We start from the raw sequence: 19,644 nt of genomic DNA, 5'->3' as shown, positions 1-19,644 counted from the left end.
AGTTCCTCAAACAGCGCAGGCCTGTTTCAGTTCGATCAGGGTTACGCCATTGCGTTGGAAAGCGTTGCGCAGGTGCGTCTGCAATTCATCCAGGTTGTGGGGCTGGTTCACGGTGCAGCCGAACGCCTGGGCGAACAGCCCAAAGTCGGGGTTGCGCGGCAGCACGCCGACGGGTTCGATGTCGAGGTTGAGCATGTCGTCGCGGATCTGGCCAAGTGCGTCGTTGTTCCACAACAGCACCACCAGCGGGCTGTCCAATTCCTCCACGGCGGTGGCCAGTTCCTGGGCGGTGTAGAGAAAACCACCGTCACCGACCAGCACCAGGCCTGGCCGCTGCGGTGCGCCGAACTTGGCACCGATGGCCGCCGGCAGGCCGTAACCCAAGGTGCCGTAGCCGGTGGGGTGCAGCCAACTGCGCGGGGCGCGACTGCGATAGGCGTAATTGCCGGTGTAGGCCAGTTGGGTCATGTCGCTGCTGATGAATGCATTGGCGGGCAGTTCGGCTTCGATGCGGTCAAGAATGGCACGGTGGATGGACTGCAACGGGCCGTGTCCCCGCTCGACGGCCTGGTGTAATGCCGCAACACGCTTGGCTGCCGTTTCCGCGTCAGCCGACACGGTTGGCAAACGCTCCAGCAACGCCAGCACCGTCTGATTGGCATCGCCACGCAGCGCCACGGCACTGGGGTAGAAATCATTGAATTTGCGCGGGTCGATATCCACCCGCAGCAGCTCACCGTTGAGGGGCAGACGCTCGCACCAATAGTCGGTGTCGGCCATTTCCGTGCCCACCGCCAGCACCACATCGGCCTCGCTGATCAGTTGCCAGCCGGGCTCGACGCACAGGGTGGAACCGGCATTCAACGGGTGATCGATCGGCAGCAACCCCTTGCCGGCCACGCTGGTGAAAAACGGCGCGGCCAACTGCGTGCTCAAACGCTGCAACGCCTCGCCTGCCGCCAGTGCACCGCCCCCGGCGATAATCATGGGCCGTTGGGCCGCTGCGAGCTTGGCCACCGCCTGGCCCAAGACGTCAGCCGACGGCACGCCGCGACCCGGGCGGCGCACCACGTCATCGCTCCAGTCGCGCTTGATCGGTGCCGCCAACACATCCAGCGGCACCGAGATATGCACCGGCCGAGGCCGCTCGCTGTCGAACACCGCATAGGCGCGGGCGATCAGTTCGGGCAAATCCTCGGCACTGAGTGCGACCGCCGAAAACGCCGTGATCGGTGCGGTGATGGCCCGCTGGTCCTGGGTCTCGTGCAGGCTGCCCCAGCCCTTGCCAAGGCTGGCGGTGCTGTTGACGCTGGAGATCACCAGCAGCGGAATCGAGTCGGCATACGCCTGGCCGATCGCGGTGGCGGCATTGGTCACTCCCGGCCCGGTGATCACAAAGCACACCCCTGGCTTGCCGCTGACCCGCGCATACCCGTCGGCCATGAAACCGGCGCCTTGCTCGTGGCGCGTAAGCACATGGCGAATGCCGCTGCCGGGCAGGCCGCGATACAGCTCCAGCGTATGCACACCGGGAATGCCGAACACGGTGTCCACCCCATAATGGGCCAGCAACCGCACCAGGGCCTGGCCGCCGGTCATCACCTTATCGTGCATGCTCATCTCCTAGACGTATCAATGCATCGACCGCCGTAGCGCCCTGGGCACTGACCAACAATGGGTTCACATCCAGCTCCAGCAACTGCCCGGCGTTGGCGCAGGCGTAGTCGGCCACCGCCCGAATGGCCGCGACCAATACATGCATATCCGCCGCGTCACGGCCGCGATAACCTTGCAGCAACGGGGCGCTGCGCAGGCTGAGCAGAGCATTGCAAATGGCGCTGTCGGTGGTGGGCAGCAGCAGGCTGCGACTGTCCTTGAGCAGCTCTACCAGGATGCCACCGGTACCGATGACCAGTGCCAGGCCAAACTCGTTTTCTCGCTTGATGCCCACGATCAACTCCGCCAAAGGTGGCGCAGCCATGGCCTCCAGCAGCAGTTGATCGAACGCGACATCCGGCGCATAAGCGGCGATGTGCTCGCGCATCTGCGCAAGTGCAGTGGTCAGCGCGATACCGTTTTGCAGGTTCAGCACCACTGCACCGGCTTCGGTTTTATGCGGCAACTGCGCGCTGACGGCTTTGAGCACCAGGGGATAGCCAACCACCGCGGCATCGCTGATCGCCCTGGCCGGAGTACTCAATACCCCGGTTGGCGTGGCCAGGCCGAACGCGCGCAAGGCTTGTTTGGAAGCCCATTCGTCGAGGGCCTCGCCGCTGCCTTGCAGGGCCTTCGGGCACAGCGGTTCGAGGATCGATTCGCCGCGCTCCAGCAGCACGCGGCGATTGCCCGGGTAACCGGCAATCCGTCCCCACGCCGCCAATGCGTCTTCCACGCCTTGCAGCGCTGCGATGCCTTGAGCATGCAGGCGCTCGCGGGCATGGGCCGGCAGCAACTCGGGAAAGGCCGAGGTGACAAACCCCGTCTTGCCATGCCGGCCAAGCGCGTTGCAGAACAACTCCAGCAGCAGGTCACACTCCTTGCGCTCACCCGTGGACTCGGCCGGGTAATCCAGCACCAACAGGGCGGCATCGGCTTCGGTGCGCAGGGCGGTGTCGAGCATGGCATCGAGGGCCGCACGGTTGCCCCAGATGGCCGTGGTGAAATCCAGCGGATTGACCAGGTTGGCGTAGCTGGGCAGCACCTGCGCCAGTTCACGGCGCTGGCCTGCGTCGAGCGTTGGCAAGGCCAGGTGATTGCGTTCGGCATAGTCGGCAATCAGCCCCGCATCGCCCCCGGAACAGGCCAGCGCGATCAGGCGGTTACCCGCAGGAAGGTTGCCGCATGCCGCAGCTTTGAGGGTTTCGACAAAACTCACCGGCCCGCTCACGCGAATCACGCCCAAGCGTGCAAACAGGCTGTCGTACAGCGCATCGGAGCCGGACAGCGAACTGGTGTGACTCAAGGCCAGCTCGGCGCCGATCTGCGACACGCCGGTTTTCAGCGCAATGATCGGAATGCCTTTTTCCAGGGCCTTGTGGGCGGCACGGGCAAACCCCGGCACATTTTTCAACCCTTCCAGGTGCAGGCCGATGGCGGTGACGCGCGGTTCATCGAGCAGCACCTCCATCAATTCGGCAACACCCAATTGCGCCTGGTTACCCACCGACGCCATGTAGGCTACCGGCAGCGAACGGTCGCTCATCGACAGGTTGTAGGCGAAGTTGCCGCTCTGGGTCAGCACCGCCACGCCCTTCTCCACCGCCTTGCCGCCATGGGCCACCGGCCACAGCGCTGCGCCGTGCAGGTAATCCAGCAGGCCGTAGCAGTTGGGGCCAAGCAAGGCCATCTCACCCGCCGCCTTTAATAGCTGCTGTTGCAGGACGGCACCGTCGGCCCCGGTCTCGGCAAACCCTGAGGCGTAGCAAATCGCGCCCCCCGTGCCGATGGCCGCGAGTTCGGCGACGCAGGCCAACGTGAGTTCGCGGTTGGTGGCGATAAACACCGCGTCCGGCCCGCACGGTAAATCCGCCACACGGCGTACACAGGGGATGCCGTCGAGGCGGTCATGCTGCGGGTTGACCAGCCACATCGGCCCGTTAAAACCACCTTCGACGCAGCGCTTGAGCGCACGGGCCATGCTGCGGCCGCCGACGAATGCCAGGTGCCGGGGCGCCAGCAGGCGCTTGAGGTTGTCGCGAATAGCCTGGGACATAAGCGTTCTCCGCGCCGATCAGCGCAACAGCGGCCGCAACAGTTCACGGGCGATGATATGGCGCTGGATTTCCGAGGTGCCTTCCCAGATCCGCTCGATCCGTGCGTTGCGCCAGATGCGCTCCACCGGCCCTTCCTCCATCAGGCCCATGCCGCCGAAAATCTGCACCGCCTCGTCGGCGACCTTGCCCAGGGTTTCACTGGCAAACAGCTTGGCCATGCCGGCCTCGCCATCGGTCATGCTGCCCTGGTCCATCTTCCAGGCGGTGTGCAGGGTCAGCAGTTCTGCTGCGCGGATCTGTGTGGCCATGTCCGCCAGCTTGAAGCTCACGCCTTGATAAGTGCCGATGGGCTGGCCGAACTGCTTGCGGTCCGCCGCCCATTGCAGCGACACATCCAGCGCGCGCTGGGCCTGGCCGACGCAGTTGGCGGCCACCATCACACGGCCGGCGTTGAGCCAGGCGTTGGCCACGTCCCAGCCCTTGCCCACTTCGCCCAGTACCTTGGAAGCCGGTACGCGGCAGTCGTCGAAGTACAGTTCATAGGTGTGATAACCCCGGTTGCTCACGCACTTGGGGCCACGGCGGATGGTCATGCCGGGCGTGCCGCGATCCACCAGGAGCGCGGTCACGGCGTTGCGCTGTCGACCGTTGTGTTCATAGGTGTCGGTGACCGCAAACACGATGGCGAAATCGGCGTGCCCGGCATGGCTGATAAAGTGCTTGCTGCCGTTGATCACGAACTCATCGCCACGTTGTACGGCGCGGGTCTTGATGGCATTGGCGTCGGAGCCGGCGCCGGGTTCGGTGAGGGCGAAACAGTCGATTTTCTTGCCCTGCACACACGGCAGCAGGTAGTCGCCAATCTGTGCTCCCGTACACGCCATGAGGATCTTGGACGGCCGCGCAACAAACACATGCAGCGCCCACGACACCCTGGACAATTCCCGCTCGATCAGGGCCTGGGACAGATAGTCCAGGCCACCGCCCCCCACCGCCTCCGGCATGTTGAAGGCGTAGAAGCCAGCAGCGATGGCCTTGTCGCGGATCTGCGCGGCCAGCTCGGGAGAGACCTCATCGGCACGGTCCACCGCCGCTTCATGGGGCAACAATTCCTTGGCTACAAAACTGCGTACCGCGTCCACCAACATGTCTTGTTCTTGGCTGAGTTGGAAATGCATGGCGCTACCTGCTCGGAGGTGGTGGTGTTATTGGCCGTAAAAAGTCGGCAGGCGTTTTTCCACGGACGCGCGCAAGGCCTCGGCGCCATCGGCACTGCGCCCGCACAACAGGCCGGCCGCCCGTTCGGCCTGCAACTGTTCGGGCAGGCTGCGCCCGGCACCTTCACGCAGCAGGGTCTTGGTCTGGGCGAAGGCGAAGGTCGGGCCGTTGGCCAGGCGTGTGGCGAGTTCGGTGGTGTAGGCATTGAGCTGGTCATCGGCGACGACTTCACCGACCAGGCCCGCGGCCAAGGCACGCTCGGCACTCCACAGCTCGTCGAGAAACAACAGGCGCTTGGCCTGTTCGCTGCCAATCAGGCGCGGCAAGTGCCAACTGGCGCCCGCGTCCGGCGAGTAGGCCATGCGGGTGTAACCAGCCTTGAAGCGCGCCGATTGGGCCGCTATGCGCAGGTCGCAGCATAAGGTCAGGTCCATGCCCGCACCGACGGCGGTGCCGTTGATCGCGGCAATCGTGGGTTTATCGAGAGTGTGCAGGCGCGTCATCAGCGCGTGGGCGGTTTCGGTCCAGCCGTAGGTTTCGAGGGCACCGCGAGCTTCGGCATCCGCCCACTCGGCCAGGTCGGCACCGGCGCAGAAGCTTCGCCCATTACCGGTCAATACCACCGCGCGCGCAGCGACGTCTGTATTGAAGGCATCGAGCAAGGCATGCAGGTGCTTGAGGGTGGGGATGTCCAGAGCGTTGCGCTGCGGGCCACGGTTGAGGGTGATCCAGGCAACACCAGCTTCTACATGAGTGAGCACGGGCGATTCGGCAGTCATGGCGTCCTCGAATTGTTTTATTTGACCTGAGGGGTGCGACATGAGGCGATACTAAACAAGTGTTCAGCAAGAAGGCAATCAGCAAACAGCAAATTTTTTCAGGAGGGAAACGGCCTGCCTGAACCTGGCGTTCAGGTGGCTGGAGAAGGCTCAGGGTTTGAGCTGGTAACGCTGGCGACCGCCAGCCTGCAGGCCATCCACCCAGGCTTCGCAGATTTGGATGCCCTGTTCGGGCGTAAACGTACCGGGGTTGAGCCCCGACTCCAGCCACAACCCATCGAGCAATGCGCTCAGGCCGATGGCGGCGAGGTCGGCGTCGAAGTGCTTCCAGCCCTCCTCCCTGGCCATGTCGGTCAGGGCGGAGCGCATGATGGTGCGGTACTCGCCGTAGGAATGCTCGTGCGCCAGGTTGATCGCCGGTGCGGTCTTTACCGCGCCCCAGAACACCAGCCACGCGTCCAGCAGGTGCGGGTCGAGCAGTTCGGCGGAAAACGAGCCTTGGAACAACGCTGACAGGCGCTCCCGAGGGTTCGGCGGCGCCTTGGCCATGGTCGCGCGCAACAGGCCCATGACCTGGTCGGTGATGGTGCGATAGGCCTCGGCCACCAGCTCATCCTTGCCCGAATAGTGATGGCTGATCAGCCCCACCGACACCCCGGCCTCGGCACTGATCTTGCGAATCGACGCACCCTGAAAACCATCGCGCTTGAGACAGGTGAGCGTGGCCTGGACCAGATGGGCCTTGCGCACTTCCGGGTCCATCCGGGAGAAACGGGATTCCTGGGTCATGCGGCGATTTCCTTGGGTTGAGTCGGCAGCACGACTCTACATCAGTCGCGGTAGCCCGGCGACACCCATCCCCCCCAGTAAATTCGTGATCTGCGGTAAAGAGTCCTTTTCGGATTCGACGGTTTTTCCGAAGGAACGACAGGCGGATACTCGACTCCATTGTTCACCCCCCTTCAGGAGTTACTGATGTCCACTACGCAAAACGTTCCGGCCTTTGGCCTCGGCACCTTCCGTCTGCAAGGCCAGGTGGTGATCGATTCCGTCAGCACCGGCCTCGAGCTGGGCTACCGCGTCATCGACACCGCGCAAATCTATGAGAACGAAGCCGATGTTGGCCAGGCCATTGCCGACAGTGGCATCCCGCGCGATGAGCTGTTCATCACCAGCAAGATCTGGATCGCCAACTTCGCCGAAGGCCAGTTGATTCCCAGCCTGCGCGAGAGCCTGCGCAAACTGAAAACCGATTACCTTGACCTCACCCTGATCCACTGGCCCTCGCCGGAAGACCAGGTGCCTGTCGCCGAATTCATGGGCCAGTTGCTGGAGGCCAAGCGCCTGGGCCTGACCCGCCGGATCGGCATTTCCAACTTTACCGTCGACCTGATGAAACAAGCGATTGCGGCAGTAGGTGCGGAGAATATCGCCACCAACCAGATCGAGCTGCACCCCTACCTGCAAAACCGCAAGGTCGTGGACTTCGCCACCGCCAACGGTATCCAGATCACGTCCTACATGACCCTGGCCTACGGCGAAGTGCTCAAGGACCCGGTGATCCGACAAATCGCCGAGCGCCATCAGGCGACCCCGGCGCAAGTGACACTGGCCTGGGCGATGCAACTGGGTTATGCAGTCATCCCTTCGTCGACCAAACGCGCCAACCTGGAAAGCAACCTCAAGGCCCTGCAACTGACCTTGAGCCCTGCCGACATGGCGCAGATGGCCGAGCTGGAACGCGGCCATCGCCTCACCAGCCCCAAGGGTATCGCCCCCCAGTGGGACTAAACCCCGGCCACAGGCGTGCGGGATAATTCCCGCAGCCACGGCAGTACGCGCAGGCCCGTAGCGGCCGCGGGTGGGTCGATGATGTCCATGAAGTGTTCGAGATTGACGTTGTCCGGCACACCGGGCAGGCGTACCAGCACCGCCGGCGTTGCGTCGGCAGACAGGCCCAGGTCCAGGTGGTCATAGACCAGCACATGATGCACCTGGGGTTGAGGACCGCAGGTGTGGATCGCCAGCCCCGCGTTGATGATCAGCACATCGAAAGGCTGTGCCGGAATGGCGGTGAGTAGTTGGACCTCTTCGAAGGTCTGCACCGGTACGATGCGGTGATAACCCAACTGGTTGAGCATTTTTTCGATGTACAGGCGTTGCAGGTGTTGCTCATCGGCAATCAGGATGGTCAGTGCTTTGTTTGGCATGGCGAACCCCTGGGCAGGCAGTGCTCGTCAGTGAGCGAGGCCCATTCTCCAGACATATACCGACGACAAAATCAGGCTTGTTCCCGTTCCATGTAGGAGTTCTCCCAAATTCGCCGAACGGCTGCCCGCTTCGGTCAAGCCTGCTTGCAGTACTGGCTCAGGTCATGATGCAAACCATCGATAGCCACGCTCAATGCCGCAACCGCCACCGCCACCGCATCGCCGTCGCGCCTTTCGCACGCATCCTCCAAAGCCTCGCAACAGGTGATCAGCGCCTGGGCCTTGACCATGCGCGCACCGCCTTTGACACGATGGGCCAGGTCATACAACTTGGCGAAATCGGCCCGGTCCTGCAGGGTCGACAGCATTCGGAGGTCCTCTGCAAGGCTAATGAGCAAGGGTGCCAGCAACTCGTTGAGCACGGCCGTGTCGTCGCCTGTCAGCATCACCAGCGAGCTCAAATCAAATTGCGCTTTGGCTTCTTCCGTTGCAGCGCTGGCAGTGCGCGACGCCAAGGCCGCACGTAGATCGTCAAGCCCCGTCGGCTTGAACAGGCAACCGTCCATACCGGCCTGTCGACAGCGCTCGACCTCCTCCGGCTGGGCATTGGCGGTGAATCCCAGCAGAAGGCAGGGCACAAGGCCACGTTGCCGTTCCTGGGCACGAATATCACGCGCCAACGTGTAGCCGTCCATGACAGGCATATTGCAGTCGGTGATCACCCCATCAAAATGCCCGGTTTGCCAACGTGCAAAGCCTTCGGCGCCATCCTCGGCTGTAACGATCTGATGCCCCAGGAAGGTCAACTGTCGAGCCAGAAGCAAGCGGTTGGCCGGATAATCATCGACCACCAGAAGCTGCAATGCCTGCGTGGCAGGAACACAGGGGACCGGTGAGCCAACCGGTGCTGCCGTGGTCAACGCCAGTGCCAGTGTCACATCCACCCGCGTCCCCTTGCCCAGCACGCTGCTCAGGTGCAGTTGGCCGCCCATCATCTCGCACAGGTTACGGCTGATCACCAGCCCCAGGCCCGAGCCGCTGCGTGCCGATTGCTCGTTATTGCTGCCTTGGATAAACGGGTTGAACAAACGCTGCTGATCTTCGGCACTGATGCCAATCCCCGCATCTTCCACGCAGAGCCGCAGGTTCAAATGCTCACCGGCCAACACCGATGCGGCTTGGGCACACAGGCGTATCTGGCCAGAGTAGGTAAATTTGATCGCATTGCCTAACAGGTTCGACACCACTTGCTTGAAGCGCAACGGATCGATCAGTACCAGTCGGTCGATCATCGGGTCGAGCTCTACGTTCAGCGACAGGCCTTTATCCCGCGCCAGCCCTTCGAACACCCGCGCCACAGAGGCCAACAGCTCGTGCAGGTTGGCCGGCTCCAGAGTCAGGGACAAGTGACCGGTTTCGATTCGCGCAATGTCCAGGATATCGCCGATCAACTCCAGCAAACTGCGCGAGGCCATCGATGCCACTTCCAGCGCATCTCGATCGACGTGCCCCTGCTCAGCATTTTTCTGCGCCAGTTCGATCATGCCGATCACTGCGTTCATCGGCGTTCGGATCTCATGACTCATCGTCGCCAGGAACGTGGTCTTGGCACGGTTGGCGGCGTCCGCGTCTTCCTTCGCCTCCCGCAACTGACCCAACAGGCGCTGGCGCTCGCTCACGTCCACCCAGCCGGCAATCATGCCCACCACGTTGCCGTTGCTATCACGGTACGGCAGCATCCACTGGTAAATCGTCAGCACACCGCCACCGGGCACCTTCAGCACTCGGTCATGAATCTGTGGCTCACCGCGCTCCATCAAGTCCAGGTAGTCCGCATGGAACGACTGGGCCTGGGGCGGGTTGCCCGTATCGGTCTCCACAACAGTCTTGCCGATCACGTCCTCCAGCTTGAAGCCGAACACGTCAAGGTACGCGTTGTTGCACGCCATCAAGCGCCCCTGGCGGTCGCGCACATAAATCGGGTGAGGCGTGCCGTCGATCAGAACGCTCATAAAGCGCATCTGGTCGCTCAAGGCGCGTTCGGCCTGGGCACGCTTGTGAATCAGGTTGCGCAGGTAGAACACCCAGCCCAGGGTGATCAGCAACAACAGCGCGGCCAGGCCAAACCCCTGGATAATCACGTTGCGATGACTGACCCAGTAGCTGTCTTCAATAATGATTTCACTGCGCCAATGATTGGTCAGTTCGTCCATCTCTTCCGGCGTAATGCTCAACAACGCCTTCTCGAGGATCGAATACAACTCCAACTGGCTGCGGTTGACGCCGAAGGCAATCCGCGCCGGTTCCGTACCCACCGTGCTGGTGATACGCAGCCGATCGCGATAGTTGCGCGTGATCATGTAGCGTGCGCTGATCAATGAAATGACTGTCGCGTCGGCACTCCCCTTGGCCACCCATTCCATGGCCTGCTCCGGGTTCTCGACGTCGACAAACTCGATCCCTGGATAGTCCCGGGCGATCTGCGCGGCGAGGCTGTTGCCGCCAATGAACGCCAGGCGTTTGCCAGGCATGTCCTCCAGAGTCAGCAGACGCTCGTCGCCAGCGCGCACCACCAGCACATAGGGATTGGACAGGTAGGGCCGGGTAAAGCGCACCTTTTCGGAACGCTCGACACTGGGCGTAATCACCGCCAGCATGTCCATCTGGCCGGCGCTGACCTCGTCGACTTGCCGAGGCAGCGAACTGCCCTGCACCACTTCGAACTTCAAGCCCGTGCGTAAGCTGATCCGCGACAATACCTCGTCACTCAACCCCATGAACTGCCCTTGCTCATTGAAAAATGACAGCGGCACGAACTTATCCAGTACTGCCACTCTCACCCGGGGATGCTTCTCCAGCCAACGCTGCTCGCTGTCACTCAAGCGTAATCGGTCAGCCTCCAGGAACCCACTGCCGCCGGCACTCCAGCGACGCAGGATTTCCATCTGCTGGCTGGCCGGGATAACAGCCAGCGCGGCATTGATGATCGTCAACAGACGCTGGTTGTCGGCAGTAAACGCGAACCCGAACGGGTTGACCTCCAGCGCGGAAAAGTCTGCCATGCGCACGTTATTAAGGTGGTTCTTGTTGATCAGATAGCGGGCGCTGATGGCATCGCCCAGGTAGACATCCGCCTGGCCGAAAGCCACGGCGCCGATAGCCTGATGAGTCGAACCGTACAACAACAGTTGCGCCTGGGGGTAAAAGGCCTGGACAGCTTCGGGTTGCATATAGTGGTAGAGCATCGCCACGCGCTTGCCGGCCAGGTCGGCGCTCAAGGAATGGCTTTCACCCGTGCGGGTCACCAGCACCGGTTGATCATTGGCGTAGGAACGCGACAGTACCAACGCCTTGTCGGCCGCCTCATAACCATTGGCCGACCCCACCAGATCCACCTCGCCCAGCTTGAGCGCCTCGATCACTTCATCACGGGTGTCGTAGCGCCGAACCTCGATAGGTACATTCAAGATCAGGCTGATCAGCCACGTGTAGTCAGCCGTGATGCCTTCAAAATCGTTGTCGTTGCTCAGGTCGAACGGTGCGTAGTCGGGTGCCGACACGCCCATCACCAACCTGCGGCGCTCGCGCAGCCACTGCCAGTCGCTGTCATCCAGCGCTACTGTTGGGTGCTCCAGGGTGGAATGGCCGAGCAGTCGAAGGGCATGCGGTTCGTCCAGGGCCATCGCTGCACAGGGCAACAGCCCCATCAGCAGGATGGCCGTGAATGTCACCAGCCGGGAGGTGGTCATTTCAGATCAGATGATTGCGCTGGGCAAACTTGGAAAGGTGCACCACCGAGGACATGCGCAGCTTCTCTTTGAGGCGGGTCTTGTAGGTGCTGATGGTCTTGTGGCTCAACAGCATATCCTCGGCGATTTCCTTGTTGCCCAGGCCCAGCGCCAGTTTTTGCAGTACCGTCAATTCGCGGTCGGACAGCGCCTCCACCAACTCCTGTTCGGTGGTCTGCAAATCGTCGCGGCGAACTGAACTGGTGGCCGTGCTCGGGAAGCAACTGTAACCGGCCCTGATGGCCCTGATCGCCTTTTGCAATTCGTCCAGTTCACCGGTCTTGGCAACAAAGCCCATGGCCCCGGCACGCATGCAGCGAGTTGAGAAAAATACCGCCAGGTAGGACGTGAGCACCAGGATCTTGCAGGGCAGTCCCAGCGCCTTTATCCGGCTGATCACCTCCAGCCCACCAAGCTTTGGCATTGCCAGATCGAGGATAACCAGATCCGGGCGCTCCTCCCGAGCAATCTGCATGGCGTCGGCGCCGTTGCCCGCTTCAAAGATGGTATCGAAGCCCTCCTGCTTCAACAGGTACTTCACGGTGGCGCGGATAAAAGGGTGATCGTCCACAATTAAAGCTTTGCTCATAAGACTCCCCGAGGGATCAGTACGCTTACATATCACACGGGACCTATCTACCTGTGAAAAGTAACAGTTCCGACAAACGGTACTGATTACTCTGCATGACACCTCAGGCAGTACAGACCCCTCCTTTTGATAGAACACGCTAAACACGTAGAGCTGCGCCCTGCCTCCTGGGAAGACGCAAGCGCGCAACCTTAACAACGGCGTGTCCGGTCAAATGAAGGGATAGTCTCCAATGCTTGTAGGACTTTTCCTAGTCATAGCATGACCAGCTGAGCGCGGGGCAAGGCCTGACAGGCGGGGACTACTCGGTGGTACTGGGGCTCCAGAACGCTTGCACCACCAGGGTCGACATCGAGATTCGCGCCACCAGGGCGTCCAGCTCATCACCGTCTACCGAGGTCACGGCCAGGGTGGCTTCGATTTCCACTTCTTCCGTGCCAAAAGGCCGCACATCCACATCGCTGGCCGGGTAGTTACAGCGCGCCAGCTCGGCCTCCAGCAAAGCCAGAACGGCCTTTTGCTGGGTACGCCGGGCAACCACGTACAAGATGTTGGTGACTTCCGCCGACACCACGTCCAGTGGCTGACGGTTGATGTTATTGACGATGGGACGCAGCAAGGTGTTGGCCGCCAGCACAAACAGCGTGCCCAGCAGCGCTTCGAGGACCAGGTCGGCACCCGCGCAAGCGCCCACCGCCGCCGACGCCCAGAGGGTGGCCGCCGTGTTGAGCCCGCGCACATTGCCTTCTTCGCGCATGATCACGCCGGCACCTAGAAAGCCGATGCCCGACACCACATAGGCCACCACCCGCACCGCACCTTCCGCACCGCCGAGCCGGCTGGCCATGTCGACAAAAATCGCCGCGCCCACCGCCACCAGCACGTTGGTGCGCAGGCCCGCCGTGCGCTGGCGGTACTGACGCTCAAAACCGATCAGGCCACCCAGGATGAAGGCTGCGGTGAGGCTGACCAGGGTGTCGACCAGGGATTCGAGGTTGATGTTGTTGATTGCTTGCATAGGAAATCTTCCCTGTTCATTGCCAGCCAAACTTACGGATGTAGTACCCCTTCACCGCCTGGGTCAGCGCCATGTATGCCAGCAGGATCACCGGCAGGAACACGAAGTACAGCGACGGCAGCGCCTGCAATTTGAAGTAGTGCGCCAGTGGCCCCATCGGCAGGAAAATCCCCACCGCCATGATCACGCCGGTCATCGCCATCAACGGCATCGCCGCGCGGCTTTGCAGGAACGGAATCTTCGGGGTGCGAATCATGTGCACGATCAGCGTCTGGGTCAGCAGCCCCACCACGAACCAGCCGGACTGGAACAGGGTCTGGTGGTCGGGGGTGTTGGCATCGAAGACATACCACATGAGTGCGAACGTGGTGATGTCAAAGATTGAACTGATCGGCCCGAAAAACAGCATGAAACGGCCGACATCTCCCGGTTGCCAGCGTTGAGGTTTGCTCAGCATCTCGTCATCGACGTTATCGAACGGGATCGCAATCTGCGAAATGTCATACAGCAGGTTCTGCACCAGCAAATGCATCGGCAGCATCGGCAGGAACGGGATGAACGCACTGGCCACCAGCACCGAAAACACATTGCCGAAGTTGGAACTGGCGGTCATCTTGATGTACTTGAGCATGTTGGCGAAGGTGCGCCGGCCTTCCAGCACGCCCTCCTCCAGGATCATCAGGCTCTTTTCCAACAGGATGATGTCGGCTGCTTCCTTGGCGATGTCCACCGCACTGTCCACCGAAATACCGATGTCGGCAGTACGCAGTGCCGGCGCATCATTGATGCCATCCCCCATGAAGCCCACCACATGCCCATTGGCCTTGAGCAGGCGCACGATGCGCTCCTTGTGGCTTGGCGTCAGCTTGGCGAACACATTGGTGGTTTCCACGGCCTTGGCCAGTTCGGCGTCAGTCATGTCCTCGATGTCGTTGCCCATCAGCAGGCCTTGTTGCTCCAGGCCCACTTCGCGGCAGATCTTGGCGGTGACCAGTTCGTTGTCACCGGTCAGCACTTTCACGGCGACGCCGTGGGCTTTCAGCGCCTTGAGCGCGGGCGCGGTGCTTTCCTTCGGTGGATCGAGGAAGGCAACGTAGCCGATCAGCGTGAGGTTTTTCTCATCCGCCAGGCTGTAGGTATCGCGCCCTGGTGCCATCGGCTGTGCGGCCACGGCGACCACGCGCAGGCCTTCTTCGTTGAACGCTGCCGTCACCTGACGAATGCGCGCCAGCAACTCTTCAGTCAGCGCCTCATTGGTTTCACCATGGCGCACGTTGTTGCACACCGAGAGGATTTCCTCCACGGCGCCCTTGCAGATCAGCAGGTGCGGTTGACCCTGTTCGGCGACCACCACCGACATGCGGCGGCGGTTGAAGTCGAACGGGATCTCATCAATTTTCTGGAACGCGGTGCCGACCTTCAACTCGCGATGCACCTCCACGTGCTCCAGCACCGCTACATCCAACAGGTTTTTCAGGCCGGTCTGGTAGTAGCTGTTGAGGTAGGCCATTTCCAGCACGTCATCGGACTCTTCGCCCCACACGTCCACATGGCGCGCCAGGAAGATCTTGTCCTGGGTCAGGGTGCCGGTCTTGTCGGTGCACAGCACGTCCATGGCGCCGAAGTTCTGGATCGCGTCCAGGCGCTTGACGATGACTTTTTTGCGCGACAGGAACACCGCGCCTTTGGCCAGGGTGGAGGTCACGATCATCGGCAGCATTTCCGGGGTCAGGCCCACGGCAATCGACAGCGCAAACAACAGCGCTTCGGTCCAGTCACCCTTGGTGAAGCCGTTGATGAACAGCACCAGCGGCGCCATCACGAACATGAAGCGGATCAGCAACCAGCTGACCTTGTTGACGCCGTGCTGGAACGAGGTGGTTGCACGGTCGGTGGCGGTTACACGTTGGGCCAGCGCGCCGAAATAGGTGCTGTTGCCGGTGGTCAGGATCACCGCCGTCGCCGCGCCGGACACCACGTTGGTGCCCATGAACAGGATGTTCTCCAGGTCCAGCGGGTTGCGGGTCTTGGCGTCCTGCTGCTGGGCGAACTTTTCCACCGGCATCGATTCGCCGGTCATCGCCGCTTGGCTGACGAACAGGTCCTTGGCACTGAGCACGCGGCAATCGGCGGGGATCATGTCACCGGCGGACAGCACGATCAGGTCGCCCGGCACCAATTGCTTGATCGGCAGTTCGATGCGCTTGGCTTCATCGCGACGCAGCACGGTGGCGGTGTTGCTCACCATCGCCTTGAGGGCATCGGCAGCCTTGTTGGACTTGGCCTCCTGCCAGAAACGCAGCAGCGTCGACAGCACCACCATGGAGAAAATCACCGTGGCGGCCTTCATGTCTTCGGTCAGCCACGAGATCACCGCCAGCAACGTCAGCAGCAGGTTGAACGGGTTCTTGTAGCAGTGCCACAGGTGCACCCACCAAGGCAGCGGCTGCTCATGCTCGACTTCGTTGAGGCCGTATTGCACGCGCAGGGCGTCGGCTTCCTGGGTATTCAACCCCTCGGCGTGACTGCCCAGGGTACCGAGCAATTGCACGGCACTGCTGTTGGCCGAGACCACCAGGGTTTGCGCCAGGGTCGGCGGCACTTCGCGGCTGACGCTGGCGTCGGTCACGGTTTCGAGCATCGCCAGGCGGCGGAAATGCCGGGCGATGTGCCGGGTCCGCAGGAAGCCGGCAAAGAACTCTTTGAGCAGAGTGAGGTTCATGGTGTTACTCCTGCGCGAGGAAAAAACCGTCGTGCAGGTACTGCCCTGTGCGCCGCGCCCTGTTTACAGGCACAGCCACTTTGGCCCGCCTGCCGCAAAGGACAGGCGCGTCCGTAGCATCCCGAGGTGAACCGGGTGCTGGTCAGCGTCGATGAGAGGGATTCGGGCAGGTGCCAGGACTGGCCGCTGCCGGGATGCCGCTTCTCGCTTTTAGTGGCGAGACAACGGCATCGGAAAAATGCGCGTTACCTTGCCAAGCCTGTGCCGGTTACTGAAACCGGCCGACTACTGTCACTCGAACAAGTACCCACTGAGGGTCTCCGCTATTGATGAAAACGCGCGAAGCTTACGCCCCGATGATGGGAGAGTAAACCGTAGGAAAGTTTCCGTATGGTGAATAAGAAGATTCTTCAGGGAGGGTTCAGGAAGTGTTTATCCAGGAGGTCTCAATCATCCCGCGTCAGTACTTCCAGCAACTCAATCTCAAAACGCAGGTTGCTGTTGGGTTTGATATGCGCGCCCATCGACCGCTCGCCATAGGCCAGATGCGCCGGCACGAACAAGGTCCGCACACCGCCGACCTGCATGCCCATCAAGCCCTGGTCCCAGCCCTTGATCACACGCCCGGTGCCGATCACACACTGGAACGGCTTGCCGCGTTCCCAGGACGAATCGAACACCGTGCCATCTTCCAGGGTGCCGGTGTATTGGGTGGTGATCAGCGCGCCCTTGACCACGGCTTTACCGGTGCCGGGGCGGATGTCGGTGATTTGGAGTTCTTCGGGGCTCATGGGGAATCCGTTGGATAGATAGTGTTTGCTTGAGTTGGTTTACGCTGAAAGCTCGCGCAGTGCGGCAGTCGCCAAGAACCCTGACCGCGATGCATAGCGATGGTCCTTCTGCACACGCTCATCAATGCGTTGCAACAGGTGTTCCGGCAAAGAGGCATTAAACCGCACTGACTTGAAAATACTGCAATCTCCGACTTGGGATGAGGGACGGTTACTCTCCCCGCTTCACAGGGTGTTTGAACTGGTGATGACTCCCCTTCACCGCCACCCAACCATCTGCAACCAACAGGTCAATCACCTCTCGACTTCTCATCGCCCACCTTTAGGTGTGCATATTACACACCGCTAAATGGCAATGCGTTTTTTGTACACACATGACACACCAATGAAAAAAGCCCGCTACCCCTCAAGCAAGCTTGCGTGCCGTGATGATGACGATGTGCGAGACCTTTGCGCCAGAGAACTAATGTCAGTTTTTGCGCCTTGATCTTATGGCGCCATACGGAATATTGGAGAGATGACACACCTCAAGTCAGTGACATTTCCCTTTATCTCGCAGAACGTTTCCGAAAGAATCCCAACCGCTTGCGCCGCTCAAATCACGTGGCTAGTCTTCGTCGGTCACTGCCCATTCTCGTTCACTGGAGTGCATGCAGCCTCGCTCGTAATACTCTGTCGTTAAGGGTGAAGCATGCTCTCCCACTCTAAATCTTTTGCACCGCCCCTACAAAAAAATACGAACTTCCCTCATCAAAACCCAACTGCAACCTATTTCTGGCCAGCAGCGCTCACATCCATCCTTTCAGAGTCCGTTAACTCTGAACAGGAAATATCAGAATGACCATCGGTTCCACCTTTAATTACCCCGCAGATACAGCCCAACACGCTCATCGAAAAAAGCGCTCCAGCAAGAGCAAATGGGCGGCCAGCTTTCCAAACCCACCAGACTTATGTTTTGACTACCGCACCTTGGTGGAACAATTCAATGGCATTGCCCAAGCCACTGAGCCACATCATAAAATTTGCATCATTGGCGCTGGCATTACTGGACTGACAACTGCACGTGAACTTTACCGATGTGGTTTCACAAACATAACGTTAATTGAAAAGTCACAACGTATAGGCGGCAGGCACCTTACGGCCCTTGGAAATAACAATACCGATACCGTTGGAAGACCACCTTTCGAAATGGGCGCAATGAGAATGCCGTTCTTCAATAAATCAAACGAACTGCCTAAAGATGGGCGTTCACTCATGGCCTATTACGCCAACGAGTTCGAATTGCGCCATACAGACTTTCCCAACCCAGGCAGCCCTGCAGTCCGGTCCACGGGTATATTTCTACGTGAAGGGAGCATAGATGACAGCACCGAACCCACAATGCTTATCTGGAAAAATACTGATGGCAAAACACCGCCTCCCGGTCAAACACTGGCTAGTGTTTTCGCAAAATGGAAAACCTTCGCCGAGCGAATGACGCTGATTGTCTCCGAGCATTACGGTTGTGAAGGCTGGGAGCACATGTGGAATTCAATCGTCAAAAAATATGAAAGTGTTTCCTTCCGCGAATTGGTAAAAATGCCAAGCCTTGATGGCTGGCACCACAGCGACCCTGGAAACTTCGGTGGTTTGGGTATGACCGCACAGGAATCCGCTGTTTTCTACGCCATCGGCATTGGTGACGGCAGTTGGGGGGCATTCTATGACGTATGCTCGCTTTACCCACTTCGCACGGCGATATTTGGATTCAGCAGTCATCTGCAATTAATCCACGGGCGCGTAGACGTGGACGGTAAACCGATAGCATCGCCTTACTTGAATCATCCAGAGACCTTGGATTCAAGAGGCCTTGCATTCAACAAACCCACCTACATCGGCCTTGGTTCACTGGCCGAATCACTCCTTTTCATCAAATCCCAAGAAACACATGAGTCTCTATACGAGCACCTCATAAAAAGTCATTCAGGTTTCATGACCAGCAGTGCAGTGACAAAGCTCAAGAAACTAAAGAACGGGAAAATACGGGTCTATTTCGACTGGAACATCACACAAAAAGAACAGGCAAAGAAAGAGTTCATCGATTACGACTCTGTGGTAATGACACTGCCTTCGTGGCTGATCGAAACACACATATCAATTGAAAACTTCACCCAGGAAATGCTTCCATTTGAAGTCATAGAAGCCTATAAGTCAGCCCACTGGGAAACCAGCTGCAAGGTGTACGCACCTCTCAAAAAGTCGTTTCTCTCTCAAAATAAAAAAATCCCTCAAGCCATCGTCACAGATAGCTTGATTCATGACGTATACACTTACCGCTACAACGCTACCAATACCTACGATTGCATCCTTCTCAGCTACACATGGGAAGACGACGCTACCAAACTATCGATATTTACTGACAAAGAACTGGTTGACCGGTGCATCGAAGACCTCGACAGAATTCTTTTGAAATCTGCCAATATAAAGGAAAGAATATCACCGTATATCGGACGCGATAACGCGGTGGTTCAACGGTGGATGAATGATAAAAACTCCCTTGGCTGTGCAAAACTTTATCGTGCAGGTACTTATTACGACGCCATGAAGCTACTGAAATACAATCGAGATTTTTCTCACACCTCAGGTTTGTATCTCTGCGGTGAATCTTTCTCCGTAGATGCGGGTTGGACGGAACCTTGCTTCAGGGGAGCAATTGATACCGTGATAAACATTTGCAGTAAAACCCAAGCCGATTTCAATGGCGACTTTACGATGCATGACTACCCACTCTACAAAGCTGAACCGTAAAAGAAAGAGACTACAACGCAACGGGAATC

13 protein-coding genes and 2 pseudogenes are annotated in these 19,644 nt (G+C 59.7%); 2 read left to right on the top strand and 13 right to left on the bottom strand.

All coding sequences use genetic code 11. The annotated features are described in order from the left end of the window. Positions 1 to 6: 6 nt before the first annotated feature. The 5 genes from BM017_RS25680 to BM017_RS25660 form a co-directional block, all read right to left on the bottom strand. Positions 7 to 1,614 carry a 5-guanidino-2-oxopentanoate decarboxylase gene (locus BM017_RS25680; protein WP_092249770.1) on the bottom strand — a complete coding sequence of 536 codons (1,608 nt, stop codon included), beginning with the start codon at positions 1,612 to 1,614 and terminating at the stop codon, positions 7 to 9. After that, on the bottom strand, positions 1,604 to 3,712 hold the full coding sequence (locus tag BM017_RS25675; RefSeq protein ID WP_092249767.1) for an acetate--CoA ligase family protein: 2,109 nt from the start codon (positions 3,710 to 3,712) through the stop codon (positions 1,604 to 1,606). Before BM017_RS25675 ends, BM017_RS25680 begins: the two co-directional genes overlap by 11 nt. Before the next feature lie 18 nt (positions 3,713 to 3,730). Continuing rightward, positions 3,731 to 4,891 carry an acyl-CoA dehydrogenase family protein gene (locus BM017_RS25670; RefSeq protein ID WP_092249764.1) on the bottom strand — a complete coding sequence of 387 codons (1,161 nt, stop codon included), beginning with the start codon at positions 4,889 to 4,891 and terminating at the stop codon, positions 3,731 to 3,733. 27 nt (positions 4,892 to 4,918) lie between these two features. Beyond that, the gene (locus BM017_RS25665; RefSeq protein ID WP_092249761.1) at positions 4,919 to 5,710 is read right to left on the bottom strand and encodes an enoyl-CoA hydratase/isomerase family protein; all 792 of its coding nucleotides are present in this window, start codon (positions 5,708 to 5,710) and stop codon (positions 4,919 to 4,921) included. A gap of 150 nt (positions 5,711 to 5,860) precedes the next feature. Continuing rightward, a complete protein-coding gene (locus BM017_RS25660; RefSeq protein WP_092249758.1) occupies positions 5,861 to 6,499 on the bottom strand; it encodes a TetR family transcriptional regulator C-terminal domain-containing protein in 639 nt (212 codons plus the stop codon). A gap of 186 nt (positions 6,500 to 6,685) precedes the next feature. On the opposite strand from BM017_RS25660, the gene dkgB reads away from it, so the two are divergent. Beyond that, a complete protein-coding gene (gene dkgB / locus BM017_RS25655; RefSeq protein ID WP_092249755.1) occupies positions 6,686 to 7,501 on the top strand; it encodes a 2,5-didehydrogluconate reductase DkgB in 816 nt (271 codons plus the stop codon). Here the strand turns inward: dkgB and BM017_RS25650 are convergent. The 8 genes and pseudogenes from BM017_RS25650 to BM017_RS25610 all read right to left on the bottom strand — a co-directional run. Next, entirely contained in the window at positions 7,498 to 7,920 is a 423-nt protein-coding gene (locus BM017_RS25650) for an ANTAR domain-containing protein (protein ID WP_092249752.1), read from the bottom strand. The two genes, dkgB and BM017_RS25650, sit on opposite strands and share 4 nt — an antisense overlap. Positions 7,921 to 8,054: 134 nt before the next feature. Continuing rightward, the gene (locus BM017_RS25645) at positions 8,055 to 11,669 is read right to left on the bottom strand and encodes a transporter substrate-binding domain-containing protein (RefSeq protein WP_092249749.1); all 3,615 of its coding nucleotides are present in this window, start codon (positions 11,667 to 11,669) and stop codon (positions 8,055 to 8,057) included. A 1-nt stretch (position 11,670) separates the two neighbouring features. Next, positions 11,671 to 12,297: a response regulator transcription factor gene (locus tag BM017_RS25640; RefSeq protein ID WP_092249746.1), complete on the bottom strand. Its 627-nt coding sequence runs from the start codon at positions 12,295 to 12,297 to the stop codon at positions 11,671 to 11,673. A 301-nt stretch (positions 12,298 to 12,598) separates the two neighbouring features. After that, the gene (locus BM017_RS25635) at positions 12,599 to 13,315 is read right to left on the bottom strand and encodes an MgtC/SapB family protein (protein ID WP_092249743.1); all 717 of its coding nucleotides are present in this window, start codon (positions 13,313 to 13,315) and stop codon (positions 12,599 to 12,601) included. Positions 13,316 to 13,331: 16 nt separating this feature from the next. Beyond that, positions 13,332 to 16,037, bottom strand: a complete 2,706-nt coding sequence (gene mgtA, locus BM017_RS25630) for a magnesium-translocating P-type ATPase (protein ID WP_092249740.1) — start codon at positions 16,035 to 16,037, stop codon at positions 13,332 to 13,334. Positions 16,038 to 16,483: 446 nt separating this feature from the next. Next, complete coding sequence (locus tag BM017_RS25620) at positions 16,484 to 16,828, bottom strand: FKBP-type peptidyl-prolyl cis-trans isomerase (protein ID WP_092249737.1); 345 nt, start codon at positions 16,826 to 16,828, stop codon at positions 16,484 to 16,486. Positions 16,829 to 16,867: 39 nt separating this feature from the next. Further along, a pseudogene (locus BM017_RS25615) lies at positions 16,868 to 17,002 on the bottom strand (type II toxin-antitoxin system HicB family antitoxin); the annotation flags it as partial. 11 nt (positions 17,003 to 17,013) lie between these two features. Then, a pseudogene (locus tag BM017_RS25610) lies at positions 17,014 to 17,141 on the bottom strand (type II toxin-antitoxin system HicA family toxin); the annotation flags it as partial. 524 nt (positions 17,142 to 17,665) lie between these two features. Between BM017_RS25610 and BM017_RS25605 the strand changes: the two are divergent. Beyond that, positions 17,666 to 19,615 (top strand): flavin monoamine oxidase family protein, encoded by a 1,950-nt coding sequence (locus BM017_RS25605; RefSeq protein ID WP_092249734.1) that lies wholly within the window; start codon positions 17,666 to 17,668, stop codon positions 19,613 to 19,615. The last annotated feature ends 29 nt before the right edge of the window (positions 19,616 to 19,644 follow it).

This window comes from Pseudomonas sp. NFPP04 (assembly GCF_900113815.1).
GTDB classification, from domain to species: domain Bacteria; phylum Pseudomonadota; class Gammaproteobacteria; order Pseudomonadales; family Pseudomonadaceae; genus Aquipseudomonas; species Aquipseudomonas extremorientalis.
This window is presented reverse-complemented; position numbering and strand designations above follow the sequence as displayed.